The organism is Planctomycetota bacterium, from assembly GCA_039182125.1.
Taxonomy (GTDB): domain Bacteria; phylum Planctomycetota; class Phycisphaerae; order Tepidisphaerales; family Tepidisphaeraceae; genus JBCDCH01.
The window spans coordinates 1-25,137 of the sequence record JBCDCH010000009.1; the positions used below are offsets into that span (position 1 = coordinate 1).

The 25,137-nt window shown below is 63.1% G+C and carries 27 protein-coding genes; 15 read left to right on the plus strand and 12 right to left on the minus strand.

Features of this window, described 5'->3' with window-relative positions; genetic code table 11:
* Positions 1-1,705 (plus strand): glutamate synthase-related protein (locus AAGD32_03665; GenBank protein MEM8873337.1); only part of this gene is annotated, 1,705 nt, incomplete at its 5' end.
* Here the strand turns inward: AAGD32_03665 and AAGD32_03670 are convergent.
* Positions 1,706-2,395 (minus strand): MBL fold metallo-hydrolase, encoded by a 690-nt coding sequence (locus AAGD32_03670; protein MEM8873338.1) that lies wholly within the window; start codon positions 2,393-2,395, stop codon positions 1,706-1,708.
* Between AAGD32_03670 and AAGD32_03675 the strand changes: the two genes are divergently transcribed.
* Together AAGD32_03675 and AAGD32_03680 are read left to right on the plus strand one after the other, a co-directional pair.
* Complete coding sequence (locus AAGD32_03675) at positions 2,379-3,140, plus strand: hypothetical protein (GenBank protein MEM8873339.1); 762 nt, start codon at positions 2,379-2,381, stop codon at positions 3,138-3,140. The genes AAGD32_03670 and AAGD32_03675 overlap by 17 nt on opposite strands.
* Positions 3,137-3,409: an acylphosphatase gene (locus tag AAGD32_03680; protein ID MEM8873340.1), complete on the plus strand. Its 273-nt coding sequence runs from the start codon at positions 3,137-3,139 to the stop codon at positions 3,407-3,409. Before AAGD32_03675 ends, AAGD32_03680 begins: the two co-directional genes overlap by 4 nt.
* Here AAGD32_03680 and AAGD32_03685 read toward each other — a convergent pair.
* Positions 3,406-4,353 carry a lysophospholipid acyltransferase family protein gene (locus AAGD32_03685; GenBank protein ID MEM8873341.1) on the minus strand — a complete coding sequence of 316 codons (948 nt, stop codon included), beginning with the start codon at positions 4,351-4,353 and terminating at the stop codon, positions 3,406-3,408. The two genes, AAGD32_03680 and AAGD32_03685, sit on opposite strands and share 4 nt — an antisense overlap.
* A gap of 27 nt (positions 4,354-4,380) precedes the next feature.
* Here AAGD32_03685 and AAGD32_03690 point away from each other — a divergent pair, with 27 nt between their 5' ends.
* The 3 genes from AAGD32_03690 (at position 4,381) to AAGD32_03700 (ending at position 8,223) form a co-directional block, all read left to right on the plus strand.
* Positions 4,381-4,980 carry a GYF domain-containing protein gene (locus tag AAGD32_03690; GenBank protein MEM8873342.1) on the plus strand — a complete coding sequence of 200 codons (600 nt, stop codon included), beginning with the start codon at positions 4,381-4,383 and terminating at the stop codon, positions 4,978-4,980.
* A gap of 160 nt (positions 4,981-5,140) precedes the next feature.
* Entirely contained in the window at positions 5,141-6,874 is a 1,734-nt protein-coding gene (locus AAGD32_03695; GenBank protein MEM8873343.1) for an ATPase, T2SS/T4P/T4SS family, read from the plus strand.
* Positions 6,871-8,223 carry a hypothetical protein gene (locus AAGD32_03700; GenBank protein MEM8873344.1) on the plus strand — a complete coding sequence of 451 codons (1,353 nt, stop codon included), beginning with the start codon at positions 6,871-6,873 and terminating at the stop codon, positions 8,221-8,223. The genes AAGD32_03695 and AAGD32_03700 overlap by 4 nt, the downstream gene beginning before the upstream one ends.
* 16 nt (positions 8,224-8,239) lie before the next feature.
* On the opposite strand, the gene acpS is transcribed toward AAGD32_03700, so the two are convergent.
* Positions 8,240-9,253, minus strand: a complete 1,014-nt coding sequence (gene acpS / locus AAGD32_03705) for a holo-ACP synthase (protein ID MEM8873345.1) — start codon at positions 9,251-9,253, stop codon at positions 8,240-8,242.
* Positions 9,254-9,315: 62 nt separating this feature from the next.
* Between acpS and AAGD32_03710 the strand changes: the two genes are divergently transcribed.
* The 3 genes from AAGD32_03710 to infC all read left to right on the plus strand — a co-directional run bounded on the left by AAGD32_03710 (position 9,316) and on the right by infC (position 12,523).
* On the plus strand, positions 9,316-10,386 hold the full coding sequence (locus tag AAGD32_03710; protein ID MEM8873346.1) for a peptidyl-prolyl cis-trans isomerase: 1,071 nt from the start codon (positions 9,316-9,318) through the stop codon (positions 10,384-10,386).
* Entirely contained in the window at positions 10,379-11,602 is a 1,224-nt protein-coding gene (locus AAGD32_03715) for an aminotransferase class I/II-fold pyridoxal phosphate-dependent enzyme (protein MEM8873347.1), read from the plus strand. The genes AAGD32_03710 and AAGD32_03715 overlap by 8 nt, the downstream gene beginning before the upstream one ends.
* A gap of 162 nt (positions 11,603-11,764) precedes the next feature.
* Entirely contained in the window at positions 11,765-12,523 is a 759-nt protein-coding gene (gene infC, locus AAGD32_03720) for a translation initiation factor IF-3 (protein MEM8873348.1), read from the plus strand.
* A 72-nt stretch (positions 12,524-12,595) separates the two neighbouring features.
* Here infC and AAGD32_03725 read toward each other — a convergent pair whose 3' ends face one another.
* The gene (locus tag AAGD32_03725) at positions 12,596-13,276 is read right to left on the minus strand and encodes a site-2 protease family protein (GenBank protein ID MEM8873349.1); all 681 of its coding nucleotides are present in this window, start codon (positions 13,274-13,276) and stop codon (positions 12,596-12,598) included.
* A 38-nt stretch (positions 13,277-13,314) separates the two neighbouring features.
* On the opposite strand from AAGD32_03725, the gene trxB reads away from it, so the two are divergent.
* Genes trxB through yidD form a run of 4 tightly spaced genes read left to right on the plus strand, consistent with a single transcriptional unit; the run spans position 13,315 to position 15,253 of the window.
* Positions 13,315-14,322, plus strand: a complete 1,008-nt coding sequence (gene trxB, locus AAGD32_03730; GenBank protein ID MEM8873350.1) for a thioredoxin-disulfide reductase — start codon at positions 13,315-13,317, stop codon at positions 14,320-14,322.
* A gap of 5 nt (positions 14,323-14,327) precedes the next feature.
* On the plus strand, positions 14,328-14,699 hold the full coding sequence (rnpA, locus tag AAGD32_03735) for a ribonuclease P protein component (GenBank protein MEM8873351.1): 372 nt from the start codon (positions 14,328-14,330) through the stop codon (positions 14,697-14,699).
* The gene (locus tag AAGD32_03740; protein MEM8873352.1) at positions 14,696-15,043 is read left to right on the plus strand and encodes a hypothetical protein; all 348 of its coding nucleotides are present in this window, start codon (positions 14,696-14,698) and stop codon (positions 15,041-15,043) included. Before rnpA ends, AAGD32_03740 begins: the two co-directional genes overlap by 4 nt.
* 3 nt (positions 15,044-15,046) lie before the next feature.
* Positions 15,047-15,253, plus strand: a complete 207-nt coding sequence (gene yidD / locus AAGD32_03745; protein ID MEM8873353.1) for a membrane protein insertion efficiency factor YidD — start codon at positions 15,047-15,049, stop codon at positions 15,251-15,253.
* Here the strand turns inward: yidD and AAGD32_03750 are convergent, their stop codons facing one another.
* The 5 genes from AAGD32_03750 to AAGD32_03770 form a co-directional block, all read right to left on the minus strand.
* The gene (locus AAGD32_03750) at positions 15,254-16,360 is read right to left on the minus strand and encodes a hypothetical protein (protein MEM8873354.1); all 1,107 of its coding nucleotides are present in this window, start codon (positions 16,358-16,360) and stop codon (positions 15,254-15,256) included.
* A gap of 9 nt (positions 16,361-16,369) precedes the next feature.
* The gene (locus AAGD32_03755) at positions 16,370-17,494 is read right to left on the minus strand and encodes a hypothetical protein (GenBank protein ID MEM8873355.1); all 1,125 of its coding nucleotides are present in this window, start codon (positions 17,492-17,494) and stop codon (positions 16,370-16,372) included.
* A gap of 147 nt (positions 17,495-17,641) precedes the next feature.
* A complete protein-coding gene (gene lon / locus AAGD32_03760) occupies positions 17,642-20,062 on the minus strand; it encodes an endopeptidase La (GenBank protein ID MEM8873356.1) in 2,421 nt (806 codons plus the stop codon).
* 62 nt (positions 20,063-20,124) lie between these two features.
* Positions 20,125-20,622, minus strand: coding sequence for an Hsp20/alpha crystallin family protein (locus AAGD32_03765; GenBank protein ID MEM8873357.1), 498 nt, complete (start codon positions 20,620-20,622; stop codon positions 20,125-20,127).
* Between the two features lie 47 nt (positions 20,623-20,669).
* On the minus strand, positions 20,670-21,329 hold the full coding sequence (locus AAGD32_03770) for a sigma-70 family RNA polymerase sigma factor (GenBank protein ID MEM8873358.1): 660 nt from the start codon (positions 21,327-21,329) through the stop codon (positions 20,670-20,672).
* A gap of 100 nt (positions 21,330-21,429) precedes the next feature.
* On the opposite strand from AAGD32_03770, the gene rlmN reads away from it, so the two are divergent.
* Positions 21,430-22,533, plus strand: a complete 1,104-nt coding sequence (gene rlmN / locus AAGD32_03775; protein ID MEM8873359.1) for a 23S rRNA (adenine(2503)-C(2))-methyltransferase RlmN — start codon at positions 21,430-21,432, stop codon at positions 22,531-22,533.
* Positions 22,530-23,423, plus strand: coding sequence for a hypothetical protein (locus AAGD32_03780; protein ID MEM8873360.1), 894 nt, complete (start codon positions 22,530-22,532; stop codon positions 23,421-23,423). The genes rlmN and AAGD32_03780 overlap by 4 nt, the downstream gene beginning before the upstream one ends.
* A 142-nt stretch (positions 23,424-23,565) precedes the next feature.
* On the opposite strand, the gene AAGD32_03785 is transcribed toward AAGD32_03780, so the two are convergent.
* From AAGD32_03785 to AAGD32_03795, 3 genes are read right to left on the minus strand one after another with little or no spacing between them, the layout of a single operon-like run.
* Complete coding sequence (locus AAGD32_03785; GenBank protein ID MEM8873361.1) at positions 23,566-24,159, minus strand: hypothetical protein; 594 nt, start codon at positions 24,157-24,159, stop codon at positions 23,566-23,568.
* A 29-nt stretch (positions 24,160-24,188) separates the two neighbouring features.
* Positions 24,189-24,659 carry a hypothetical protein gene (locus AAGD32_03790; GenBank protein MEM8873362.1) on the minus strand — a complete coding sequence of 157 codons (471 nt, stop codon included), beginning with the start codon at positions 24,657-24,659 and terminating at the stop codon, positions 24,189-24,191.
* A gap of 6 nt (positions 24,660-24,665) precedes the next feature.
* Positions 24,666-24,899 carry a hypothetical protein gene (locus tag AAGD32_03795; protein MEM8873363.1) on the minus strand — a complete coding sequence of 78 codons (234 nt, stop codon included), beginning with the start codon at positions 24,897-24,899 and terminating at the stop codon, positions 24,666-24,668.
* Positions 24,900-25,137: the final 238 nt, after the last annotated feature.

Below are 25,137 nucleotides of genomic sequence, written 5' to 3' on the forward strand. Positions count from 1 at the left end.
GTACCTCGCGTCCGCCGACCAGATCCAGATCAAGGTCGCCCAAGGCGCCAAGCCCGGCGAAGGTGGCGCACTCTCGGGCCAGAAAGTCGATGAGTTTATCGCCAAGGTCCGCCACTCCACGCCCGGTGTCGGCCTGATCAGTCCGCCGCCGCACCATGACATCTACTCGATCGAGGACCTCTCCCAGCTCATCCACGACCTGAAGAACGTGAATCCGACCGCCGACGTGTCGGTCAAGCTCGTCAGCGAAGTCGGCGTCGGTACCGTCGCCGCGGGCGTGGCCAAAGCGAAGGCAGACCACATTGTCATCTCCGGCTACGGCGGGGGGACCGGCAATGCCGCGCTGTCATCCATCAAGCACTGCGGCTTGCCGTGGGAGATCGGCCTCGCCGAGACCCAGCAAACCCTCGTGCTCAATGGCCTGCGTGGCCGAGTGAAACTCCAATCCGACGGCGGCATGAAGACCGGCCGTGACGTGGTCGTTGCCGCGCTGCTAGGTGCCGAAGAAGTCGGTTTCTCGACCGCGCCGCTCATCGCGACCGGCTGCATCATGATGCGCGTCTGCCACCTCAACACCTGCCCCGTCGGCATCGCGACCCAAGACCCGGAGCTGCGTGCGAAGTTCAAGGGCACGCCCGAGCAGGTGATCAACTACATGTTCTTCGTCGCCGAGGAAGTGCGGCAGCACATGGCCGAGCTCGGCTTCCGGACCTACGACGAGATGGTGGGGCGGTCGGATTGCTTGACCTTCCCCGACTTCTCCGATCACCCAAAGGCCAAGTTCCTGAACCTCGACGCGATTCTGCACCGTCCGCAGATCCGCGAGGGCGACACGATCCGCTGCACGCAGGTGCAGGACCACGGCCTCGACCGTGCCCTCGACAACCAGCTCATCGAGCTCGCCGAGCCGGCGCTCGAACGCGGCGAGAAGGTCAGCCACTTCCTGCCGGTCCGCAACATCAACCGCACCGCCGGCACGATGCTCAGCGGCGAGATCGCCAAACGCTTCGGCCAGGCCGGTCTGCCCGACGGCAGCATCCACTTCAAGTTCTCCGGCTCGGCCGGCCAGTCGTTCGGTGCCTTCCTCGCCCACGGCGTCACGCTCGAAGTCGAAGGCGACGCCAACGACTATCTCGGCAAGGGCCTCTCCGGCGGCCGCATCATCGCGTACCCGCCGAAGGTCGCGACGTTCAAGCCCGAGGAGAACATCATCGCCGGCAACGTGATCTGCTACGGCGCGATCACCGGCGAGATCTTCCTGCGCGGCATCGTCGGCGAACGCTTCTGCGTTCGGAACTCCGGCGCGACCGCCGTCGTCGAAGGCGTCGGCGACCACGGCTGCGAGTACATGACCGGCGGCCGCGTGGTCGTGCTCGGGCAGACCGGACGAAACTTCGCCGCAGGCATGTCCGGCGGCGTTGCCTACGTCTACGACCTTGCCCGTAACTTCCGCTCTCTTTGCAACACCGAGATGGTCGACCTGGAGTCGATCGCGCCCGAGGACGACGATGTCGCTGAGCTGCGCGGACTGCTCGAAAAACATGTCGACCACACCGAAAGCGGTCGTGCGCAGTATGTCCTCGACAACTTCGCCGAGGAGTTGGAGAAGTTTGTCCGCGTGATGCCGACCGACTACCGCCGCGTGCTCGAACACCGCAAGGCCATCGAGCAACGAGCCTCGGAACTCGCGGAGAAACAGGTGTGATCAACCTTCGTTGAACATGCTCATGCCACGCGGGTTGAGGAACCAGTTGTCGTACCCCGGGATGACGATGTCCGCGATTTCGTAGACCTCGCTGATCGCCTCCTGCGCACCGGACACCGACGCGACGTCGGGCAACACCTGGCCGGCGAGGAAATGCTCCTGCGTTGGCACCGCCGGCCCGGCGATGAGCACGGTCCGGCTCCGCTCGGACACGAGCAGCCCGCACGTCCCGGCCGTCACGCCCGGCATCGGAAACAGGTCCACGCCTTCGACCGGCTTGTCCTCGGCAGGCTTCATCCGGGCCAGCAGTTGCAACTCGGCGGTGAGTGCGTCACGCACGTCCGACGCACCGCGTTCGAGGAGCGTCTTGACATGCCCGGCCACGGCGGCAAGCTCACGCTCGTCGGCCAGCCACGTCGCGTGCTCGAACCGGTCGATCCCGCCGCGGTGGTGTGGCAGCAACGTCGTGAGGAACACCATGTCAATGTCATCCGCCGAGATGCCACATCGTTCGCCCAGTCGAGCTTCCAACACCTGCGGCGGTAGCGCCGGGTCGACCAGCAGCGATTTGTCGCCGACCCGGATGAGCGTCGTCGTGGCGTGCGGCGTGCGGACGGCGCTCTGCTCGTTCCAGAGCAGATTTCGCCCGAGTGTGCCCAGGCTGATGATGTCGATGCGGGGTTCGTTCATGGTGTTCGCGGTGCTGCTGGTCGGTTGTGCGAGCAACAGTACGCCCGACGCGCAAGGGCCGACCAAGCTCCGCCTTTCGCACGTCGAGTTGGACGACCGCTACGGCGACCCGGAACTCCGTGCGGAGATCGTCGATTCACTCGCGGCGCTTCGGGTTCGGTTGCGGGACATCGCGCCGCTCGATGAGTTCGAGCCGATCGAGGTGAAGTTGTTCGCGACGCGGTCGAAGATGGCCAGTTGGGCCCGTGCGGAGGGGATTTCAGCGTTCGAAAACATCGACCGGGGCGGAATCAGCGGCGACTTCGGCGCGGCGTTGTACTACGTCGGCGACCATGACACCCTGCGGCTTGCCCGGCACGAATACGTCCACCAATATCTCCGCCAAAACACCGACAAGCAACTGCCACCGTTCGTGGAAGAGGGGGTTGCCACGATGTTGGACGGCGGAGCGGATACGGCCCGGATCGAGTTGCTGCGAGAACTTGAGGTGGTCGCTCCCATCGGCGACCTGATCGGTACGCACGCAGGTCAACTCGGCAACCGGTCGATGGCTGAGCGCTCGGCTTGGTACGCACAAGCCTGGGCGTTCGCAGAGTTCATCGAGCGGCGATACCCCGACTACTGGCGGACGTACTTCACCCGGGCCGGCGGCTTTGCGGCACTGCTCACCGAGCGGGCCAAGCTGGACTGGCCCGGCATCGAGTCCGCGTATCAAGTCTTCGTTCGCGAGGAACTCATCGATTGAACATTCGGCAAATCATTTTCTACAGCGGCCGGGTACAGGGCGTTGGCTTCCGAGCGACAACGTGCAGCGCCGCTCGCGGCTTCGCCGTCACCGGCACGGTGCGCAACCTGCCTGACGGGCGCGTCGAGGTTGTCGTCGAGGGCGATGTCGACGAGGTCGCGGACTTTCGCCGCGAGCTCGCCAGCCGGATGGCCGGCTTCATCCGCGATAGCCAAACGCTCGATGCGTCACACACCGGTGAGCTCGAAGACTTTCGCGTTATCCGCTAATCCTCGGGCTTTTCACCCTTGGGGCGGGTCTTCCAACGGCGATGGACCCAAAGGTACTGCCCCGGATCTTCACTGACGAACGTCTCGATCCCGCGGGTGTAGCGTTCGGTGATGTACCGCAGCGGGTCGTCTTGCGATTCCCAATCCTCGGGGTAGATCACGTCGGACGCGCCGACGTGGAACTGAAACTTGCCCTCGACCCGTCGTGCGTAGCCGACGACGACGGGGACACGGTACTGCATGGCGAGCAGCCCGATCGACTTGTACGTCGACGCGAGCCGGCCGAAGAACGGGACGAACATCCCTTTCGGCCCGGCGTTCTGGTCCGCGATGAACCCGACCGCGCCGTGGTTGTCGAGTGCGTTGGACACATCAACCGTCGCGCCCTTTTTGTCGACGATCTTCTGTCCGAGGCGTTCGCGCACGCCGAGCAGCCAGTCATTGATGTAAGGGTTGTCCAACGGCCGCGCGACCGACACCGTGTCGAACCCGAGCAAGGCGAGGACATAACCGAGGATTTCCCAGTTGCCGTAGTGGCCGGTGAGCATGATCACGCCGCGATGCTCATCGAGTAGCAGCTCGATCGTTCGGCTGACTTCGTTGAGGTGGACGATGCGGTGGACGTTTTCGAGCTTGGCGAGGCGTGTGGTGAAAAGCACCTCGACGAACAACGCGAAGAACATGTGCATGGAGCGTCGGGCCATCGCCTCGCGTTGGGCTTCGGGCATGTCGGGAAAGCTACGCCGCAAGTTCTCAAGTGCGCGGATGCGATGCCGCTTGTCGAAGCGGTACATGACATCACCCAGGCGCGCGGCGAAGTCGAGATTCGACTCCACCGGCCAGCACTGCATGACCGCAACCACACCGCGAAGTGCAACATATTGGAGGTAGTCGAGTACCTTACTGCGGGGCTTCTTCGGCTTGGGCGATCGGCGTCGGCTCACGGGGACGCCAACGTATACTGGACTCGCATGGGTGATGAAAGCGACAACCCGTTTGGTAATCCTCGTCGCAGGGACGATTCGGGATCGTACGACCTCGCGCCCGATCCCTCGGCCGATTGGTACTGGGCCGAGGGCGACCAGCGTCACGGACCGGTGACGGGCGAGGAACTGCGCGACCGCATCCGTGCCGGCAAGCTCACCAGCGATCAACTCGTCTGGCGTGCGGGCATGGAAGACTGGCGAGCGGCCGGCACATTGCCGGTACTCCAACAGGCGTTCCACGCCCCGGTCAGTCCTGCCATCCCGCCGGTTGCGCCGTCCAACACGCTCCAGTACCGAACCGCCCCGACCCGGGACAACGGCTTCGACAGTCTTGCCGGCCAGGCGACCGGCGCGATGGTGTGCGGCATCATCGCGGTGTTCTTTGGCATGCCGGGTATTTGCTGCTTGCCCATCTCGGCGGTGACGCTGGTGCTGGGGCTGATCGCGTTGGTGCTCGGGTACAACGCCCGGGCAAGCACCTCGCGCGGCGGCCAGGCGACGGCGGGCATCGTGCTCGGTTGGATCAGCCTGGCGCTGTGCGTGCTTTCGTGCGGGTTTACGTTTGCCCTGGGTATCAGCGGCTGAACCGGCGATTCGGATCCCATCGGAATGGTCGGCCGACCCGGCGCGGACGATTCGCGGTCGGTCGGTTGGCGATGCGGCGCGGGTTGCGTTATGCTCCCGAGCCCGCCGAAACCGCCGGCCAGTTGGTCCGGTGACACCCACGAGAACCCGAGGAGACGGCATGCCCGACGCGTGCTTGAGTCTAATCAACCCGCTGTTCAGTCTGACCGACTTCGCCACGTTCGCGACCGCCGCCCCGACCGACTCGGTGCCAACGCTGAACCTGCCCGAAACATCGTTCGGCCCGTTCGTCAACGGCCTGCTGGCCATCCCGTTCGTCATTGTCATCCTGATCAGCGCGAAGCTTGCCGCTTGGGCGGACAAGGACGCGCAGGCGAACCGGTTGCCCCGGGAGATGATCAACATCATCAGCCTCGCCTCGTTGGCGCTCGCGGGGATCGTGTTCTTCGCACTGCCTTCTTTCCTGCTCGCGTTTGCCGGGAGCGTGTTGATTCTGCTGCTGGGCGGCGGAATCTTCCTGGGCATCCGCAACGGCAAGGTCGGTCTCGGAGATCTGGGCGAAGAACTCAGCGACTACTTCGGCAGCCTCATGCCCGGTAGCGGCAAGACGACCCGGAAGAAGAAACAGGAAGACGAAACAGCCATTGAGGGCGAGGTTGTGCTCCTCGATCAGGCGAAGATGCCGGTCGCCGTGCCCGAGGCCGAGGAGCCGACCCGGCCCGGGTACGTCGCGCTTCAGCAGGTGCTCGCGGTACCGTTGCAGCAGGGGAGTGAGCGGATCGACTTACTGCCCGGCTCTAGCGGCGCCCAGGTCCGTTACAGTGTTGACGGCGTCGCATACCCGGGTGCGACGCTCTCGACGGATCAGGCCACTGCGGCAGTCACCACGCTCAAGCGCATCATCGGGCTGAACGTCGACGAACGTCGCAAGATTCAATCTGGCACGCTCAACGCCCGCAGTGTTCACGGCTCGCACAAGATCGGAGTTACGACGTCCGGCTCGACCAACGGTGAGCAGCTCAAGCTCGAGGTCGACAAGCACAACCGCTACGGGATGAAGCTCGACGAACTCGGCTTTCGCAAGAGCCAGCTCGATCGCATCCGCGGACAGCTTTCCGAGCCGGGGGTCGTCCTTGTTGCGTGTCCGCCGAACAACGGGCTGCACACCTTGCTCTACGGTTTGCTCCGCGAACATGATGCGTTTCTTTCGCACATCCAGACGCTTGAGCGTGAAGAACTGTCCGATCTCGAAGGCATCACGCAAAACAGGCTTCAACCCGGTGATAGCGAAGCCGAGCGTGTCGACTGGTTGGTGAGCCAGCAGTCGGACGTGATGATGGTCGAGAAGCTCGAAGACCCGCAGGCAGCCCGCATACTTGCCGACTACGGCAAGGATCACATCGCCTACCTGGGCATCCGTGCGTCGAGCACGTTCGACGCGATCACCCGCTGGCGGAAGTTCGTCGGCGACGACAAGGTCGCGCTCGGCTCGCTGAAAATGGTAGTCGCGGGTCGCGTGTTCCGCCGACTCTGCCCGGCGACGAAGGTGCCGTACACGCCCGACGAACGGGCCCTGCGCTCGATGGGCCTTTCGCCGGACAAGGTCAAACAGCTTTACAAGGCCCATGTCGGTCCGCTCACCGACGCCAAGGGCAACGAGGTGCCCGACACTTTCTGCCACGGCCTTGGTTACAAAGGCCGGATCGGCGCGTACGAGGCTTTCCTCCTCGACAACGAAGCCCGCAAGGCGCTGATCAGCGGGGCATCGGGCCAGCAGATCAAGAGCCTCTTTCGCAAGCAAAACGGTCGCTACATCCAGGAGATGGCGCTCGGCATCGTGCAACTCGGTGAAACCGACCTGCAGGAAGTCCAACGCGTCATGCAAAGCAAATGACCCTCATCTTCAGCCTTACGTTTCTGCTGCTGGTCGGTGTCGTGGCGTACTTCCACTACATCCAGAGCGCGTTTTCGTCGGTGCTCAGCGCGATCTTCGCCGCCCTTGCCGCCGTTCTTGCCGTCGGCTATCACCAGACCATCGCGACTCTCGGCGGCGCGCCGCTCGGCCCATACGGCGATTCGGTCGCCATGGTCGCCATCTTCGGTGTCAGCTATCTGCTACTCCGCATCGCGTTCGACCGGTTCGTGCCGGGCAACCTCATGCTGCCGGTTACGCTCGACCGTGTCCTCGCGGTGGTCGGCGGCCTTGTCGCGGGGATTTTTTGCGTCGGTACTGCCGCGACCGCGGTCCAGCTTTTGCCGTTCGGGCCGAAGGTGTTTTTCTACAGCCCGTACGCGCTGGAGACCCGATCCGACACCGGCGAAGTCGAGGGCGTTCGCGGTCGGATCACGCTGACCCGCTTCGACGAACTCCAAGCCGACGCACTTGATTCGAGCGAGCGGACGAACATCCTGCTGCCGATCGATCAGTGGGTCGTCGGTGTCGCCACGCACGTTAGCGATGGCGGTTCGATGGCGGGCTCGAACAACCTTGCACAGGTCAATCCCAACCTGCTCGACAATGCATACGGGCAGCGCCTATCGCTACAGCCCGGGGCGGACATCATGCTCATGGTCGGCGTCGCGGGCAAGGAAGACGCCAGCGTCAAGGCCGTCTACCGCTTCACCGAGCCGGTTCCGCAAGTCAGCGGCGAGATCGACGTGGTGCGGGAAGACGAACTACCGGCGAGCTTTACACCGGCCAACGGGAAATCGTTGCTCGTGGTGCGGGTGGGGCTCTCGGGCGACGCCGGCGATAGCGACGGCAAGCTCCGCTTCGCCCCAGCTGCGGCGCGGTTCAACGCCGATCGTGGCAACGACTATGCCATCGGCACGTTCACCGAGAGCGGCGTCCTCGTCCGCAACAGACCCGACGACTTCCTCATCGCCCAAGCAGGCGGTGACGTGTTGCTCGCGTTCGAGGTCGAGAGCGACGTGTTCGAAGGTGCCGAGAACGTGCTGGTCGATGACGCGATGGTGACGTTCAAGCGCTACGGCCGGCTGCCGATCGGCGGGGCCAGCGCGGGTGCCTTCGAAGCGACCGCGACTGACAGTGTCCTACGCAAGAGCGATGTCGCCGACGCCATCTCGGCCGCGCGGCGTGGCAATCCCGCACCCGCCGCCGCCGATGATGAAACGGAAGACGAGGAACCGTCGGGCACGAGCGGCGCTCAATCCACCGACACGACGCCGGGCGTTCGTGGCCTGCGTGGCCAGATCGAAGAGCGGAACGAACAGATCGAGTAGGCCACGCGGGCGGTGATCAAAGCCGTGTGCGTCGGTCCTCGTCGAGCTTTTCTCGGATCACCCGACACGGGTTACCGACCGCGACCACGCCGGCCGGGATGTCTTTGGTCACCACGCTGCCCGCACCGATCGTGGTGTCGCTGCCAATGGTGACGCCCGGGAGAATGACCGCGTTGCCGCCGATCCATACGCGATCCCCGACGGTGACCGGGTGTGCCGTTTCGTAGCGTTCGGCCCGTCGTGTCGGATCGATCGGGTGGTGAGGCGTGTAAATCTGAACGTGCGGCCCGAGGAAGCAGTCGTCACCGAACCGGATCGTCGCACAGTCGAGAAACACACAGCCGTGGTTGGCGAAGAACCGGTCGCCGACGTGGATGTGCCGGCCGTAGTCGCAGTGAAAGGGCGGCAGCACGGCCGGCCGCTCGCCCACGCTGCCGAAAAGTTGTTGAAGCAACGCCTCGCGTTCGGCGACATCGTCGTTGCTCGTCATGTTGTACCGCTCGGCGAGGCGTTTGGCCGTGTCGATCAGGTCGCCCATGAGCGGGTCCCCCATGCGGTAGGTCATGCCGCGATGAAGCCGCTCATAGTCCGCCCTTTCGTCGGCCCGCTGCTCGAGCGTTTGCTCGTCCCACATTGCCAGCGGTGGTCGGCCCATCGCCACGGCGCTCGCGGTTGCATGGGTCGTGACGTGACTCAGTGATAGTGACCACGTCGAGATGCCGATCCGAGCCGCGATCTGCTCGGCTTCGCCCGAGAGTTGCAATGCCGGTCGGCCAGTCGGCTCGCGGACGACCTCGACGTCGGTCCAGTTGATGCCGTGCCGTCGGCCGGTACCGATGGCTTTGAGCGTGGCCTCCTTCGCCGCGAACCGCGCGGCGAGGTGTTCCGCCGCCCGCTTTGGGCGCCGCTTCGAGTACGCCAGCTCGTCGGCCGTGAAACATCGCTGCTCGAACCGCGTCCCATGTCTCTCGAGTAACTCCCGGATGCGTGCCACTTCCACGATGTCGATGCCATGCCCGAGCAGTTGCATGGAAAATCATACGATCCTCGGCGATGCTGCCGCCCGGCCCACGACCCGTATAAACTCACGCCATGCGAAAAGCCCTCGCTCTGATTGCCCTCGCCGCCGCAACGGCCGTCGTACCGACCCCCGTGACCGCCGAGCCCATCGCCACCATCGGCAAGGCCAGCGTTGATCGCGACGCGTTCGTCGAAACGCTCATCGAAGCCAACGGCCTGAACCTGCTCATGAACATGATGGTCATGCGCATGGCCGAGCAACAGGCAATTGACGCCGGCACCCGTGTGACCGAAGAAGAGATCGCTGCGGAGCGTCGCCAGACGTTGACATTGATGTTCGAGCAGGGCGACGAACTGACCGACGAACAGCGTGAATCGCTGCTCGCACAGTTCCTCGAACGGGAGAACGCAAGCGTCGCCGAGTTCGACATCGTTCTTCGGACCAACGCCTACCTCCGCGCCGTCGCTCGGCCCGCGTTGCGGGACCAGATCACCGACGAGATTCTGTTGCGTGCGTTCAACGTGCAATACGGCGAGAAGATCGCAGTCCGCCACATCGCGCTGCCCAATCTCGACGAAGTCCGCAAGGCCCAGGCCCGGCTCGACGAGGGCGAGGATTTTGCCGAGGTGGCGTCCGACCTGAGCGTCAACCCCCGGACGGCCGCGCTCGGTGGGGAGATGCCGCCGTTCACCCGGCAATCCCTCGGTCTTCCTGACGCGTTCAAGACCGTCGCGTTCGACCTGCAAATCGGCGAAGTCTCCGAGCCGGTGCAAGCCGACGACGCATTCCATCTGATCAAACTCGAACGGCGGATCGAGCCGCAACTCGTGAAGTTCGAAGACGTGAAAGACGCGTTGCGTGAGCAGATCGCGGACGGCTACCTGCAGACGCAGATCGTTTCGATGCGCCGCAAGCTCGCCGAGCGTGCGATTGCCGAGGCGCGGATCGCCCACCCTTATCTCGCCGAGCAACTCGAAGCCCAACGTGCGGCGCTCACGCCCCAGCCGCTGGACCGTGCGGACTTGGAAGAGCGGTTCGATGCCCAACGCCCGGAACAGCCATCGACGCAACCGTCGACGCAGCCGGCGGAAGGCGAATCTGACATTGATCCCTCGTTGCTGCCGGCGGTGCCCGGTGAGTGACACGCCTAATGCCATCAACGTCGACGTTGCGCCGCGGTTGCGGCGGCTGCCGCCGTACCTGTTCGGTCGCATCAACAAGATCAAGTTGGAGAAGCGACAGGCCGGGCTCGACATCATCGACCTTGGCATGGGTAACCCGACGGACCCGACGCCCGAGGCCGTCGTCGAGAAACTCCGCGCCGCCGCGACAGATCCCCGCAACCACCGCTATGCCGCCGCGTCAGGCATCGCTGGCCTGAAACGCGAAGTCGCCAAGCGCTACGAACGTGAGCGCGGTGTCGTGCTCGACCCCGACCACGAGGTCATCGTCACCATCGGCAGCAAGGAAGGCTTTGCCCACTTGTGCCTGGCGTTGCTTGGCCCGGGTGACACCGTCGTCGTTCCCGACCCGGCGTTCCCGGTTCACATCTACGGCCCGGCGATGGCGGGGGCCAACGTCGTACGCGTCCCGCTCGGAAACGATCAGGCGTTCCTTGACCGCATCGAGCGCGTCCTCGGCGAGTTGTACCCGACGCCCAAGCTGCTGAACCTCTGTTTCCCGCACAACCCGACGGCGACGACGATCGATGAGGGTTTCTGGGAGCAGGCCATCGCGTTGTGCCGTAAGTACGGCGTGATGCTCATCAGCGACTTCGCCTACGGCGATATCTGCTTCGATGGCTACCGGGCACCGTCGTTGCTGGGAACGCCCGGTGCGACGGATGTGGGCGTGGAATTCACGACGATGAGCAAGAGCTTCAACATGGCCGGCTGGCGTGTGGGGTTCTGCTGCGGCAATCGTGAGATGCTGGCGGCCCTGGCGACGATCAAGGGCTACTACGACTACGGCCATTTCAACCCGGTCTGGATCGCGAGCGTCATCGCCATGCGTGAAGCCGCCGAAACGCCCGGGGCGATGGCGCGGGTGTACCAGGGTCGGCGAGACGAGGTGTGCCGCGGTTTGGACAAGCTCGGCTGGGACTACGAAAAGCCCCGGGCGTCGATGTTCGTCTGGGCCCGCGTGGCCGATGAGCATCTGGCGGGCCGGGACACGATCGACTTCTGCATCGACATGCTCGACGAGGCGGAAGTCGCGCTCGCGCCTGGCAAGGCCTTCGGCGACGCCGGCGAGGGTTACGTTCGCATCGCCGTCGTCGAAAACGAACAGCGTTTGCGGCAAGCGATGAAAAACCTTCACGCCGCACTGATCCGGGGCAAGCCGCTTAACACAAGCTGAGCACGACAAACCGCGATTCGTGCAGAACTTCCCTAGTTTATCGGCGTATCATGAGGTACGCTCAACTAAGCTCTTGAGCTATCTCCTCGAGGAGGAGCGCCCGCCCACAGCACCCCGGAGCGGCGGGTACGACGACAACGCAACCGTACGACGATTTTCTTTATGGCAAGACCCAAGCGATTCACCGCCCGCAGCCGCGGCCCCCAGTTCCGACACAACGGACAGATCCGAATCTCACCGATCCGGCTCATCGATCAGGACGAAAACCAACTCGGTATCGTCCCTACCCAAGATGCACTTCGCATGGCGCGGGACGCCGACCTCGACCTCGTCGAAGTCGCCCCGAATGCCCGCCCGCCGGTCTGCCGCATCCTCGATTACGGCAAGTGGAAGTACCAGCAGCAGAAGCGCGAGGACAAGTCCAAGTCCAAAAGCTCACAGCTCAAGGAGGTCAAGATCCGCACGGTGAAGATCGGCGATCACGACCTTGAGATTAAGGTCAACCGCGCTCGCAAGTTCCTTGATGACGGCCACAAGGTCCAGTTCACGCTCCAGTACCGCGGGCGTGAAATGGCACACCAAGACCTCGGCCGCGAGATTCTGCGGAAGATCCAGGACACCCTCGCCGACGCGAGCAAGGTGGAGCAGGACATGCGTATGCAGGGTCGCCGGGTGAGTATGGTGCTCGCACCCGAGAAGAAGGACCCCGAGAAGCTCAAGAAGCAGCGCGAGGAAGAGGAGGCGGAACGCCGCGAGGCTGAGGAACCGGTGATCGTGAAGAAGCGCACGCTCCTCCCGCAGCGTAAAAGCACCGAGCCGGAGGTGGTCCAGACCGCCGCCAGCGTCAAAGCCACTCCGCCCGCGGCCGATGATGAGCCGGCACCGGAAGACGCCGAGGCCAAAGAAGCGGTTTCGGCCTGACGTTTGTGCCGAGGACGATCAAGCCCCCGGTCTGCTTCCGAGCAGGCCGGGGTGTTTCGTTTTGTTACATGTTCAACCAGTCCCCGCGATGAACCTGGCGATCGGGTTGAGAATGTCACCGATCACGGCGAAGAACCGACTGCTCAGCAGGAAGGCGATCGGGAAGAGGATGAAGACGAGGCCTTGATTGGACGGGTTGCTGATGAAGCGTGCGTAGCCGTCGTTGAAGTTGGCGAGGATGTGAGAGCCATCGAGCGGTGGCACCGGCAGCAGGTTGAACACCATGAGGGCCGCGTTAATGAAACCGAACGTCCAGAGGAAGTCGGCGGCATTGTCGCCGATGTTCGATGACGTGAGCCCGAAACGGATGAGCAGTCCGTATCCGACCACGCCGACCGCCGCGAGCAGCAAGTTCGTCGCTGGACCCGCCGCCGCGACGATCGCCTCGCCGTACTTGTGTCGAATGCGTGACGGGTCGATCGGCATCGAGCCCCAGGCGATCCCCGCAATCGCCAGGGCGATCAGCGAGAACGGCCCCATGTGGACGATCGGGTTGAGCGTCATGTGTCCGGTGCGGATCGGCGTGTCGTCGCCGAGCCGGATCGCCGCGTAACCATGAGCGAGTTCGTGCAACGTGATGCTGAACACGACGGTGACGACCACCGTCAGGAAAAACGGCAAATCTGTGCCGATCGTCTCGATGAACAATCCGAGGTGCAGCGGCACGAGGGTGAGCGGGTCCGTCAAAATCATCGCCGACACCATAGCCGATCGTGCGTAACATCCGTTCAATGGCAGAGAAGAACGACGTAGCGGAAACTCACGACGTCTTGAAAGTGGTCGTGATCGGTTCAGGGCCGGCCGGGTGGACCGCCTGCATCTACGCCGCCCGCGCGAATCTCAAACCCGTCTGCTTCGAGGGCGCGATCAGCGAGGAAAACCGCCTCGCCGGCACACTTCCGCTCGGCCAGCTCAACTGGACGACAGACGTGGAGAACTTCCCCGGTTGGCCCGAAGGTGTGCTCGGCCCCGACCTGATGCTCAAGATGCGGCAGCAGGCGGAGACGCACGGCACGACCATCCACACCAAGGACGTCACCAAGCTCGACCTCTCGCAGCGGCCGTTTCGTATGGAGATCTCCGACGGCTCGGTGATCCATTCGCACACGGTCATTCTCGCCACCGGAGCGTCGGCTCAGTACTTGGGCCTGGATAGCGAACGGAAGTTCATGAACGAAGGTGTGAGCGCCTGCGCCGTGTGTGACGGGGCACTGCCACGCTTCCGTGACAAGCAGATCGTCGTCGTCGGTGGCGGCGACACCGCGATGGAAGAAGCGTCACACTTGGCCAAGTTCGGCAGCAAAATCTACGTCGTGCATCGCCGCGACCAACTGCGTGCGTCGGCCGCGATGCAGGAGCGCGTTCTCAACAATCCGAAGGTCGAGATGGTCTGGAATCACGTCGTCGACGAAGTCCTCGGCAACGACAACGACGGTGTCACCGGCGTGCGCGTCAAGCACGTCGAGACCGGCGACACCAAGGAACTCGAGGCCACCGGCATGTTTCTCGCCATCGGCCATCGGCCCAACACCAAGTTCCTCGATGACCAACTCGCCACCGACGAAAACGGATTCATCGAGCTGACCAGCCTGCCGCAGATGAACACGAGTATCGAAGGGGTTTACGCCGCCGGTGACGTGGCGGACCCGGACTACAAACAGGCCGTCACCGCCGCGGGCATGGGTTGCAAGGCGGCCCTCGATGCGGAGCGTTGGCTCGCCGAGCAGGGCCTCGACTGAATCGCGTGACCGAGCAACGCCTCACCTTCCGCCCGCATCACCGGCTCTCGGGCAAGCTCGCTTTCGGTCGTGTGTTCGACGCCAAGCACAAGGCGAGCCGAGGCCCGATCACGGTCTTCGCGATTGCTAACGGACTCGCTCACAGCCGGCTCGGTTTGAGCATCGGCCGACGTGTCGGCAACGCACCGCGTCGCAACAGGCTCAAGCGAAAGATCCGCGAAGCTTTTCGGTTGTCCCAGCACGAGTGGCCGATCGGATACGATTGGGTTGTCACGGCACATCGGCACCACGACATGCCTTTGGAACGGTACGTGGCGGTTCTGACCGAACTCGTGACACGACTTGCCGACGCCGAGCGGACGAAAGGCACGACATGAGCATTTTGTCATACGCCGAGCCTGATGTCGGACACCGGTCAAGATTCGGTTGGTGGCTTGTGCCGATCGGCTTGCTCGGGTCGATATTGCCGGCGTTGGCCGCGTACTTCTTGGCGAAGAACGTTTTCGGATTCAACGGTTGTCCGCACTGCGAAGCCCCGACGGTGGCGAGTAGCCTTTTGTTCGGTCCTCCGGCGATCGGCACTGTCGGCGCGATTGCCGTGGTCGTCGCTTCGCTCCGGTTTAGGCGGTATTGGCTGGCGGCGGGGTCCGTCGTCATTACGCTTTGGACAGTTGCGAACTTCGTTGCGAGCCTGGGTTTCTGGGCCCTGCTTCGCATGTGACCCATGACTTGGCTGCTGATCAAACTCGTGCGTGGGTACCAGATCGCGCTCTCGCCGCTGCTGGGCGGGCACTGCCGATTCACACCGACATGCAGCCACTATGCGATCGACGCGCTACGGAAGTATGGACCGATCAAGGGCAGCGCGAAAGCCGCATGGCGGATCATGCGTTGCAACCCGTTCGGCGGGAAAGGGTACGACCCGGCGTGATCAGAGCAGGTGCTCGTGGTCGGCGAAACGCCGCTCCAAACGCTCGCGCAGGGCCGGCTGCTTCGGATCGAACGCGTGGTGATTCCGGCCCAAACGTACGAACAGGTCCACCATGTTTTGCCAGTCGTCGAGGTGGATGTGCTCGGCGGCGATGCGTTTCTTGCCGCTCTTGGTCGGTGGGGCCATGTTGTGGTAGTTGCCCAGCGGTACGCACACGGCCGCAGCGGTGAAGCCCCAGAGGTTGAACGGCGTCGCCTCGCACGTTCCTCCCGGCATGAGCGCCCGGGTGAAGCGGAAGTTCCCATCGGACTCGGCCAGTGCGGTCGCTTCGCCGGCCATCCAGCCGGTCAGTGGCGAGTCGAAGATACTCGACAGATCGCCGACCCGTAGTACGACGCCCTTGCCCTGCTGGGCGGCGGGTTGCTCGGCACTGCACTCGACGCTGATGATGCGGTCGGACTTCTTGAGCAGTTTCGGCCGACGAGCCGCGGCAATCGCGCCGATGAAGCCGTCTTCTTCCCCACGCGTGAGCAGGGCGGCGACGGTCTGCTTCGGTGGCTTGCCCCGCGCAAGCCGATCGAGTGCCGACAGAATCGCCGATGCCCCGGCGAGGTCGTCGCAACAACGGCAGTGAAACCGCTCGCCGTCGATCCGGCCCTCACCCACGTCAAACATGCCCGGCGCGCCGCTCGGCACGGGCTGTTTGACCTTGACGACAACGTGCGTGGCCCGGCCGCGCTCGTTGGCGGTGACCCCCTGAATCGTGCCGGTGATCTCAGTGGGCTTGCGACCAGTGTCGTCGAAGAACCGCACCTTGACGCCGGGCAGATAATCGGCGTAGACGCCACCACGGAAGAAGGCATGGAGCGTGCGTTTGCCGTCCATCTCGTCGGCGATCATGCCGGGATGGTCGAGGTGAGCGACGAACACCAATCGCGGACCGTCAGCCGATCCGGGGATTTCGAGCAGCCGGTTGCCGTACTTGTCGGCCGACGCGACGATGCGTTTTCGCTTCGCCGCGAACGCATCGACGTAGGCCAACGGCCGGTCTTCGACAAACGGCGCGGTCGGCAGCGAGCAAAGCGATTGAAGGATTTTTCGCGACATGGCGTGTGATTACCGCCGGCCCCAGAAGAGCGCCTCGGCCTCGAACGGATCATGCTTGCCCGTGCGGCGTCGGTTCTCGCTCACGTCCTTGATGTTGTTCACATACGGCTCCCAGTCGCCCGTGCCCGGCTGGTCGAACGCCTTGGTGCCGACGACGGTGTAGCGATCGGGGTAGGCCGCAAGGTCGTACTCGACGGTGACGCTGATGCCGGCGCGACGCAGGTCGGCGGCCGCGCCGTCGGCGGCTGCCTTGTCCTTGTAGCTGAGCACGGCGACGTAGATCTTGCCCGGCTCGCGGTCGGCGGTCGGCTCGGGCTCGACGATGATCGGCGGGGCGTTCTCCATCCCGCGATTGGCCCGGAACTCTAGTGCGGTGCTCGTATCGCCATCGCCGATGTCCGTCACGGCCGGATCGAGCGGAATTTCATCAGGGCTTTCAACGGCGGCAATCTGATCGTCGCCGCCGCGGGTGGCGAAGTAGCCGATGGCGACGAGGGTTAGCAGGGCGACCGTACCGACCGCGATCGGTATCGGGCCGAGTTGAAAGCCACGATCGCCTTGACCGCCTTCGTCACGCTTGATCACGGCGGCGACTTTGGCCGTGGCCGACTCGTAGCTCGCCTTCGCGCTGGCACCCCAGTCGGCTGCGGCCGTTGCGAGGCCGGCAAACGGCGAGGGTCGCGGTTCGATCGGTTCAAAGTCTTTCTCCGGCTCCTCGCGCACCACCTTGGCAGTCGGTGTCACCTTCGGAACGGCGGGCGAAGCGACAGGCTCAGTGGCTGGCGGGCTCGGTTCCGGTATGGCTGCGGGGCGGGACTCGCGGACGCGACGGTACAGGCTCGACGCGTTGCGTCCGGCGGTGGGGTCGTCGCGGTCAGGCTCGCTGATCGGGTCGGCGTTGGCGTTTGTCCGTGGTGCGAGGCCGAGACTGCCCAGCAGGCCGGCCAGTCGGCTCGGCGGGGGTGGGCCGTTTTCAGCAAGCTCGGCGGCAGCCTTGGCCGCTTCCTCGACCCGGCGCTGCTCACGCAACCGTTCGCGTTGGGCCTGCAGGTCCGCTTGGGCGGCGCGCTGCTGCTCCTTGAGCCGGCTTTGCTGCATCACCTCGAACAGCGGGACTTTTTTGCGGCGGGCCATCCGTGTTGCGTCTCCGTAATCAGCGTCCGAGCATCGCGGCGAACTCCGATCGAAACACACGCTCCGACCGGTCCGGCAAGCTAAGCGTCGGCCGATGCACGGTCAAGCAGAACGCAGTGCGTCCACAAGTTATCGGGCGGCCCGGTTTCACTTGCGGCGTGACTTCTTTGCCGCCGTTTTGCCCGGCCTGGTCAGGGCGATCTTGAGCACCTCGTCGACGTCTTCAACGAAGTGCCATTTCAGCCCTTTGCGGACGTCTGCAGGGACATCGCGGACGTCCTTTTCGTTGCGTTTGGGGATGATCACTTCCTTGATCCCGGCGCGGGCGGCGGCGAGTGTTTTTTCCTTGATACCGCCGATGGGCAGCACGAGGCCACGCAGGGTGATCTCGCCGGTCATGGCGACGTCATGTCGCACCGGTCGGCCCGCGAGCAACGATGCGAGGGCCGTGTACATCGCGACGCCGGCCGACGGGCCGTCCTTGGGCACGGCACCGGCAGGGACGTGGATGTGGATGTCGGAGTTGGCCAGGTCTTCGCCGCTGATGCCGAGCTCGTCGGTGCGTGAGCGGACGAGGGTGAAGGCGGCGGTGGCGGACTCCTTCATCACTTCGCCGATCTGGCCGGTGAGCGTGATACCGCCCTTGCCCGCCATGCGAGAGGCTTCGATGAACAGGATTTCACCGCCGACGGGGGTGTAGGCCATCCCGGTTGCGACGCCGGGGACGCTGGTGCGGCTGGCGAGTTCGGACTCGAACTTCGCGGGCCCCAGCACCTCCTCGACGTAGTCCGGCTTGACGGTCATCGACTTCGCTTCGCCACCGACGACCTTGGCGGCGATCGAACGAACGACCGCGCCGATGGTGCGTTCGAGATTGCGAACGCCGGCTTCGCGGGTGTACTCATCGATGATCTTCCGCAAGGACGGGTCGCCGAACTTGGCCTGGGATTTCTTGAGCCCGTTGGCATCAAGCTGGCGTGGGACGAGGTAATTTTTGGCGATGCGTAGCTTCTCGGCGGCGGTGTAGCCGGGGATGTCGATGACCTCCATGCGATCGCGCAGCGGGCCCGGCACGGTGTCCATCGTGTTGGCCGTCGCGATGAACAGCACCTTCGACAGATCGAACGGCACGTCGAGGTAGTGGTCGGTGAACGTCGAGTTTTGGGCCGGGTCGAGGACTTCAAGCAGGGCGGAGGCGGGGTCGCCGCGGAAGTCGGAGCCGACCTTATCGATCTCATCGAGCATCATGACCGGGTTGTTAGTGCCGGCCTTGCGCAGCTCGGAGATGATGCGGCCGGGCATGGAGCCGATGTAGGTGCGGCGGTGGCCGCGGATGTCGGCCTCGTCGCGCACGCCGCCGAGCGCGACGCGGATGAACTTACGGGTGGTCGCCTCGGCGATGGACTGGCCGAGCGAAGTCTTACCGACACCGGGAGGGCCGAGGAAGCAGAGGATCGCGCCGCCACCGTCCGGCTTGAGTTTGCGCACGGCGAGGTACTCGATGATGCGTTTCTTGACCTTGTCGAGGCCGTAGTGGTCGTCGTCGAGCTGCTTGCGGGCGGCGTCGAGTTCGAGCTGATCTTCAGTCGCGTTGGACCATGGAAGCTCGGCGAGGATTTCGAGGTACGTGCGGATGACGCCGTATTCGGGCGAGGCTTGCGGGATCGTTTCGAGCCGGCTGAGCTCGCGGTCGGCTTCCTTCATCACCGCCTCGGGCACGCCGGCTTCTTCGAGCTTCTCGCGCAGCTGGTCGGCTTCGGATCCGTCTTCGCCGCTGACCTCGCCAAGTTCCTTCTTGATCGTTTTGAGTTGCTCGCGGAGGTAGTAGGTCCGCTGGGTTTTGTCGATGTTGTCCTTGACCTGGTTCTGGATCGACTCCTGAAGTTCGAGGACGTCGAGTTGTTGGGCGAGCTTTTGGTTCACGACCCGCAGACGCTTTTCGATGTTGAGCTCTTCGAGAATGTCCTGCTTCTCCTGGGCGTCTGCTTGAAGGTTGGCGGCGAGGAAATCGGCGAGCATGCCGGGGTGATCGATCGAGCCGAGTACCTGTCGGGCGTCCTCGGAGGTGTTGGGTGTCAACTCGATGACGCGGTCGGCCTGCGAGCGGACGGTCTCGACCAGTGCGCCGACCGCCTTCTTGCCGCCGTTGAGGGATTCGAGCACGCGAATCTTGCCGAGCAAGTACGGATCGTCTTTGGTGATCTCTTCGAGTTCGAATCGGGCCAGGCCGTGGACGATGATCGACTGATTCCCGTCAGGCAGCTTGAAGAGTTTGATGATGACACCGACGACACCGATGTCGTGGAGGTCGTCGATACTTGGATCTTCGTCGTCAGGATCGCGCTGCGTGACGAGGCCGACGAGTTTGTCGCCGGGCATGACTTCTTCGAGCAGCGCCTTGCTTTTGGCCCGGCCGATCTGGAGTGACATGACCGTTCCGGGAAACACCGTCAGCCCGCGTAGCGGAAGCAACGGGAGATCATGTGGGACGGTCGTTTGCTGGCCGTTTTGTCCGCCGGTGATGACGGTGGCGGCGTCCTTGCGCTCAATAACAGGATGGTTCGGCATCGTCGAAAAGTGGGTCGAAAGGGTGGATCGGTGGGCGGGTAAGGTCAGTAATCGGCGAAGGTTTACCGCTTGGGTATTCCGATCCAGAGCATGCCGTTTCGGTAGGTGGCGTTAATGCGTTCGCGGTCGACGTCCGCGGGCAGTTCGACTTCGCGGCAGAAGCTGCCGTGGTCGATTTCCATGAGATGAACACGCATGCGTTGACCATCGGGCCGACCACGATCGGCGGGGCTTTGTCCATGCTCGGCGTCGGCACCGGGCATCTCATCGACCGGATATCGCGGCACCTCCCGCACGCCTCGCAGGGTGAGCCGTTGCTGCACGACGGTCAGGTCGATGCTCTCCTTCTCGACGCCTGCCAAGTCCACGCAAACGAGATACGACGCCTCGGTTTCGTACAGGTTCACGTCCGGCGTCCAAGTGTCGGTCGGGCAGAAGCTGTGCATGCCCTTGCCGTCGGCGACGTGCCCGACGCCCCGCGCGAACTTGCCGAACGGCGCATCGGGTGAGAGTCGGATACTTCGGATGTTGAGCTCGGTCGGTCGGGTCTTGGTGGTCATTCCAAGAGCATCGTAAAGCAATGCCGATGAACTGCGAACAGGCGGTGTTACGCGGCGGCGGGCCCGTCAAAGCTGACGCCGTGCCGTTTCCACTTGTCCGCGAAGTGGGCGACGGCGGCGTGGAGTCGGCTTTTGACCGTACCGAGCGGAATGTTCAGGATCTCGCTGATCTGCTTGTACGGGAACTGATGGAAGTAGCTCAGCAGAATGATCTCACGGAGGTGCTCGGGAAGCTCCATGACCGCCGCACGAACGGCTTGCTCCAGTTCCTGTCTTTGCAACGGCTCGTCTGGAACAGGCACGTCGGCCACCATGAGGTCGACGAACTCGGTGCCGTCAGCGCCGCCATCGACCTTTGCCGAGAGTGGCGCGGCGGGGCGGCGGGCCTGCGATCTGAGCATGTCACGGCCCTTGTTCGCCGCGATCGTGAACAGCCATGGCCGAAACCGGCGTGTAACGTCAAACGAGCCGGCGGACTGGCTCACTTGTAATAGCGCTTCCTGGTAAACGTCTTCCGCAGCGGCACGATTGCCCAAAAACCGAACCAGGAAATGGAACAACTCCCGCTCATACCGCCCGATGAGCTGCGTGAACGCCCCTTGATCGCCGTCCCGAAAGCGTTCGAGCAACCGTTCGTCACTCACGGCCGGATCGGTGTCCGGCTGAGAGTTGATCGGGGACGGTGCTTTAATCGTCGTTTGTGCCATCGTGGGTCGGTCCTGCCGTAGGATGTCGTCCTACTACTTTAAGCCTGACAAACTTCGTGCCGCTCGTATACGACCGATCGAACGTTCGTTCACTTTTGAAATGAAGAGTCCAAGTCCGACCCATCCCGATCCGTCCGTGCATTGGCTGGGCCTGACCGCGACAGAAGGTCGTGCCCGCGTGACAGATTGGGGGCTTCCCGCGTTTCGCGCCAAGCAGCTCAATCAATGGGTGTACGAGCGATTTTGCACGGCCCCTGGGCAGATGACGAACCTGTCCAAGTCGCTGCAGGCTGAGTTGACACCCCTGTTCGAGCCGACGCGGACGCTCAGCGACCAGCGTTCGAGTGACGGGACGCGGAAGTTTCTGTTCGGCTGGGACGACGGGCAGTCGGCCGAGACCGTGATGATCCCCGACGATGGCGGTGCGAAATCCCGCCGGACCGCGTGCATCTCGAGCCAGGTCGGCTGTCCGGTTGGCTGTCGGTTCTGCGCCAGCGGTCAAAACGGCAAGCTTGGCGACCTGACCGTGGCACGGATTGTCGAACAGGTGATCCGCGTGAACGCCGCGCTGGCCGAGGAAGGCACGAAGCTGACCAACTTGGTGTTTATGGGCATGGGGGAGCCGTTGGCCAACTACCGCGAAGTCGCGCAGGCGTTGCGCGTGCTCACTGACCCGGACTGCCTCGGCATGTCGCCGCGTCGAATCACCGTCAGCACCGTCGGCGTGCCGCCGCGAATCCGGCAACTCGCCGATGAAAACGCACCGATCAACCTGGCCCTTTCACTGCACGCGCCCAACGAGCCGCTGCGCCGAGAACTCATCCCATGGGCCGAGCACTTCACGCTCGACGATATCCTCGACGCTTGTCGTTACTACTTCGAGAAGACCCGACGCGAAATCACGTTCGAGTACATCCTGCTGCGCGACGTCAACGACCGGCGTGAGCACGCGGTCGAGCTGGCCGCGATCTGTCGGGCGATGCGGTGCAACGTCAACCTCCTGCGGTACAACGAGGTCGAGGGCATCGACTACGTCCGACCGCGATCGCCCGACGTGATGGCGTTCCAAAGCGAGCTCCGCCGGCGGGGGGTCAACGCCCATGTTCGCAAGTCGCGGGGGCGTGACATTGATGCCGCGTGCGGTCAGCTACGCAAGAAGCAGGAGCGGGAATCCAAGCTCGTTCAACTCGGAGCACCACGATGAGAAAGCGCGGATTCACCCTGCTCGAACTGCTGTTGATCCTCGGCATCGTCGTGGTGCTGTTGGCGATCGTGGTTCCCTACGCGGCGGCGTTTCGAGAGGGGGCACGCCGGGTCGAGTGCGTCGACCAACTTCGGCAAATCCGCGATGGTTTGGATCGATACATTCTCACCAACATCGACTACCCCCGCGTGACCTACGCCCCGGACTCGGCCGGGTACACCGCTTTCACCGGGACCGACGATGCCGAGCCGTTCGTCCAGGGCGCGGGTGAAGATGTCCAATCCAATGACGTGACAGCGTCGCTCTGGTTGCTCATGCGCAGTGCCTTGGTGCCCGACCCGGGCGTGTTCGTATGCCCGTCGACGTGGGACACCGCGGACCCGTTGACCAACAAGGACGGCGTCCGTGTCGGCCCGGCCGAGCGCGGCAACTTTCGCGGGCCCGGCAACCTGAGCTATTCCTACGCCAACCCGTTCAGCATGGCCGAGCAGTTCGGGCTGAAGCAAGACAATCTTCCGGGCGGCTTCGCGCTCATGGCCGACATGAACCCCGGCACCGGCGTCGATGGCATCTTCCCCGTGCCGTCCGACGCCACCGCGGGGCAGTTCGCCGCCGCCAACAGTCCGAACCACAACCGTGCCGGGCAAAACGTGCTCTACGCCGACGGCAGCGTCCGCTGGCACGCGACCCCATACGTCGGCTTCGCCTACGCGCCGGCCAAAGAAGAAGCCGCCGCCGTCTGGGGCGACAACATCTACTCGACGCTCAGCATCGAAAGCCTACCGGCCGAACACGGCGAGCCGTTCGATCTCCCAGGCTTCATCGGCCAAAGCCTGGCCCCATCCCACGTCAACGACAGCTACCTCGTCCCAACCATCCGCGACGAGTAACCACCACGCAAACGCCCGTAATCGCTGCTGCAAAGCATGCATGGTCCGATAAGGACGGTTATGTTAGATGAACCGTTGAGGGGCAGGCCACGGGGTATGACTTTTACGTCGGTAAGCCGATGTAGCATGTTGGAAGCAGCCACTAAAGACGGTCGAACGGTTTGTCGGTCTTCCAAAGGACCTTGCCGGTCTCGGCATCTCTAATGATACGGACCTTGAGGATAGGTAAGCTATCGACGCTTCTGCTTGGCTCTAGTTCACCACTATCTGGACTTGGCCCTGCCACTTCTCCGTCGATCACGAGCGAGCGTGAATTAAGCCGCCGAAAGCCATCTATCTCGACCTGCATCCCAAACGGGAAGGACGTTCGGGGCCCCAAGACGGCGAAACCCTTCTCTTTGAACCTGAACTCGATCTCTGCATCGTCACTGTCTTCACGACCGACAGGCGAACGGAGGTACCGTGGATTGTCTTCAAGATCAAACACCGTAAAAAAGCCTCGTGGCTCGACCGCAATGTCCGCTCGGGCTATCCCGGTTTCGTCGAGAGGCACCACTACCGCATCTGGACCACGAAATGCAGTTAGCCCTTCAGACACATAACTGACACGCAGCAACCCTTGAACGATTGGTTCCTCCGACGCAGAGTCGACACATTTCACGCTAACCTCTCGATACTCCCACGCCCGACAACCTGAAAGAACCATCAATGTTAATAGTGCGATCGAAAGTTTCATTTGATCCTCTTTTCGTGGCGTGCGCAATCTTAACTGCCAAGCCCAGAAACAATTATGTCCAATCTGACGTCTTGCCACACAAAGAGCGGCGCAACGTCATGATTGACGTCCGATCCGCCATCGAACAAAAACGTGCTTCCGTTCCAAATCTGCGTGGTCATTCGATTGGCGTAGTTCGGATCAGTTGTCACATTAACATTATTTGACGCGATCGTTGACGGAAGCACGCTCCCTTTCAACAGACTTGAGAACCCAGTTCCGACAGAGTTCTGTGCACCGTTTATCCGAACCTCGCCGTTCCCAGCTTTTGTCTGATAGTAGTTGTTATGCGCATCGACATTGTCAAGGACGCCGCTAAACCAAATCCATTTTACAATCCTCGCCGGAAGGCCGTGCACCACATCGATCGTTTCAAGCATCTTGACAGGGATTTGGGCCTCAAGGTCATCGCCGTATAGTTCAGAACCTGCCATTTTTCGGGTTTCGTTGACTGCCGCCACGCCGCCTCAGCTAAATGCGAATATGTTGATATTGTAGTCATCAAACTCGTCGACCTCGATTTCACCGTTCATGTTAGCGTCAACACTCTGCTCATCTAAGAATTTCAAGAGAGCAATTGTTCCAGATGGTCCATCATCGAAGAAAAACGTATTTCGGACATCTGGCGGCGGCAATGTGGGTTTCAAAATTGTTACGGTCTCACCTTGGTTGAAAAGCGCGTCTTCGATGTTCGGGAGCATGTCTTCTAAAACGGCATTGCCGAGTGGTTCGACTCCATTAATCGTTGCACCATTCCATGCAAGGAAGATTTCTTGCTCACCCGTTGGGGGCGGAGACGGTGTTTTTGGCGCAGTTGGCGTGCTCGAAGGCGTTCCAGTTACAATTGCGACTGTGCCAGAACAAGGCCCGTGCTGCCGAACACCGTGACTCTGTGTGAAAGACTAGCCCCACCTGGTAGATCGTCTGCCACTGCATCCG

What these genes read in the sequence shown, in the direction of transcription:
- lon (MEM8873356.1), bottom strand. Translation starts at nt 20,062, where the DNA reads ATGCCGAACCATCCTGTTATTGAGCGCAAGGACGCCGCCACCGTCATC.
- AAGD32_03750 (MEM8873354.1), bottom strand. Translation starts at nt 16,360, where the DNA reads ATGTCGCGAAAAATCCTTCAATCGCTTTGCTCGCTGCCGACCGCGCCG.
- AAGD32_03740 (MEM8873352.1), top strand. Translation starts at nt 14,696, where the DNA reads ATGAGCATTTTGTCATACGCCGAGCCTGATGTCGGACACCGGTCAAGA.
- AAGD32_03725 (MEM8873349.1), bottom strand. Translation starts at nt 13,276, where the DNA reads ATGATTTTGACGGACCCGCTCACCCTCGTGCCGCTGCACCTCGGATTG.
- AAGD32_03700 (MEM8873344.1), top strand. Translation starts at nt 6,871, where the DNA reads ATGACCCTCATCTTCAGCCTTACGTTTCTGCTGCTGGTCGGTGTCGTG.
- AAGD32_03785 (MEM8873361.1), bottom strand. Translation starts at nt 24,159, where the DNA reads ATGAAACTTTCGATCGCACTATTAACATTGATGGTTCTTTCAGGTTGT.
- AAGD32_03795 (MEM8873363.1), bottom strand. Translation starts at nt 24,899, where the DNA reads ATGCTCCCGAACATCGAAGACGCGCTTTTCAACCAAGGTGAGACCGTA.
- AAGD32_03675 (MEM8873339.1), top strand. Translation starts at nt 2,379, where the DNA reads ATGCGGGGTTCGTTCATGGTGTTCGCGGTGCTGCTGGTCGGTTGTGCG.
- yidD (MEM8873353.1), top strand. Translation starts at nt 15,047, where the DNA reads ATGACTTGGCTGCTGATCAAACTCGTGCGTGGGTACCAGATCGCGCTC.
- rlmN (MEM8873359.1), top strand. Translation starts at nt 21,430, where the DNA reads ATGAAGAGTCCAAGTCCGACCCATCCCGATCCGTCCGTGCATTGGCTG.
- AAGD32_03780 (MEM8873360.1), top strand. Translation starts at nt 22,530, where the DNA reads ATGAGAAAGCGCGGATTCACCCTGCTCGAACTGCTGTTGATCCTCGGC.
- AAGD32_03690 (MEM8873342.1), top strand. Translation starts at nt 4,381, where the DNA reads ATGGGTGATGAAAGCGACAACCCGTTTGGTAATCCTCGTCGCAGGGAC.
- AAGD32_03695 (MEM8873343.1), top strand. Translation starts at nt 5,141, where the DNA reads ATGCCCGACGCGTGCTTGAGTCTAATCAACCCGCTGTTCAGTCTGACC.
- AAGD32_03710 (MEM8873346.1), top strand. Translation starts at nt 9,316, where the DNA reads ATGCGAAAAGCCCTCGCTCTGATTGCCCTCGCCGCCGCAACGGCCGTC.
- AAGD32_03670 (MEM8873338.1), bottom strand. Translation starts at nt 2,395, where the DNA reads ATGAACGAACCCCGCATCGACATCATCAGCCTGGGCACACTCGGGCGA.
- infC (MEM8873348.1), top strand. Translation starts at nt 11,765, where the DNA reads ATGGCAAGACCCAAGCGATTCACCGCCCGCAGCCGCGGCCCCCAGTTC.
- AAGD32_03770 (MEM8873358.1), bottom strand. Translation starts at nt 21,329, where the DNA reads ATGGCACAAACGACGATTAAAGCACCGTCCCCGATCAACTCTCAGCCG.
- trxB (MEM8873350.1), top strand. Translation starts at nt 13,315, where the DNA reads ATGGCAGAGAAGAACGACGTAGCGGAAACTCACGACGTCTTGAAAGTG.
- AAGD32_03765 (MEM8873357.1), bottom strand. Translation starts at nt 20,622, where the DNA reads ATGACCACCAAGACCCGACCGACCGAGCTCAACATCCGAAGTATCCGA.
- acpS (MEM8873345.1), bottom strand. Translation starts at nt 9,253, where the DNA reads ATGCAACTGCTCGGGCATGGCATCGACATCGTGGAAGTGGCACGCATC.
- AAGD32_03755 (MEM8873355.1), bottom strand. Translation starts at nt 17,494, where the DNA reads ATGGCCCGCCGCAAAAAAGTCCCGCTGTTCGAGGTGATGCAGCAAAGC.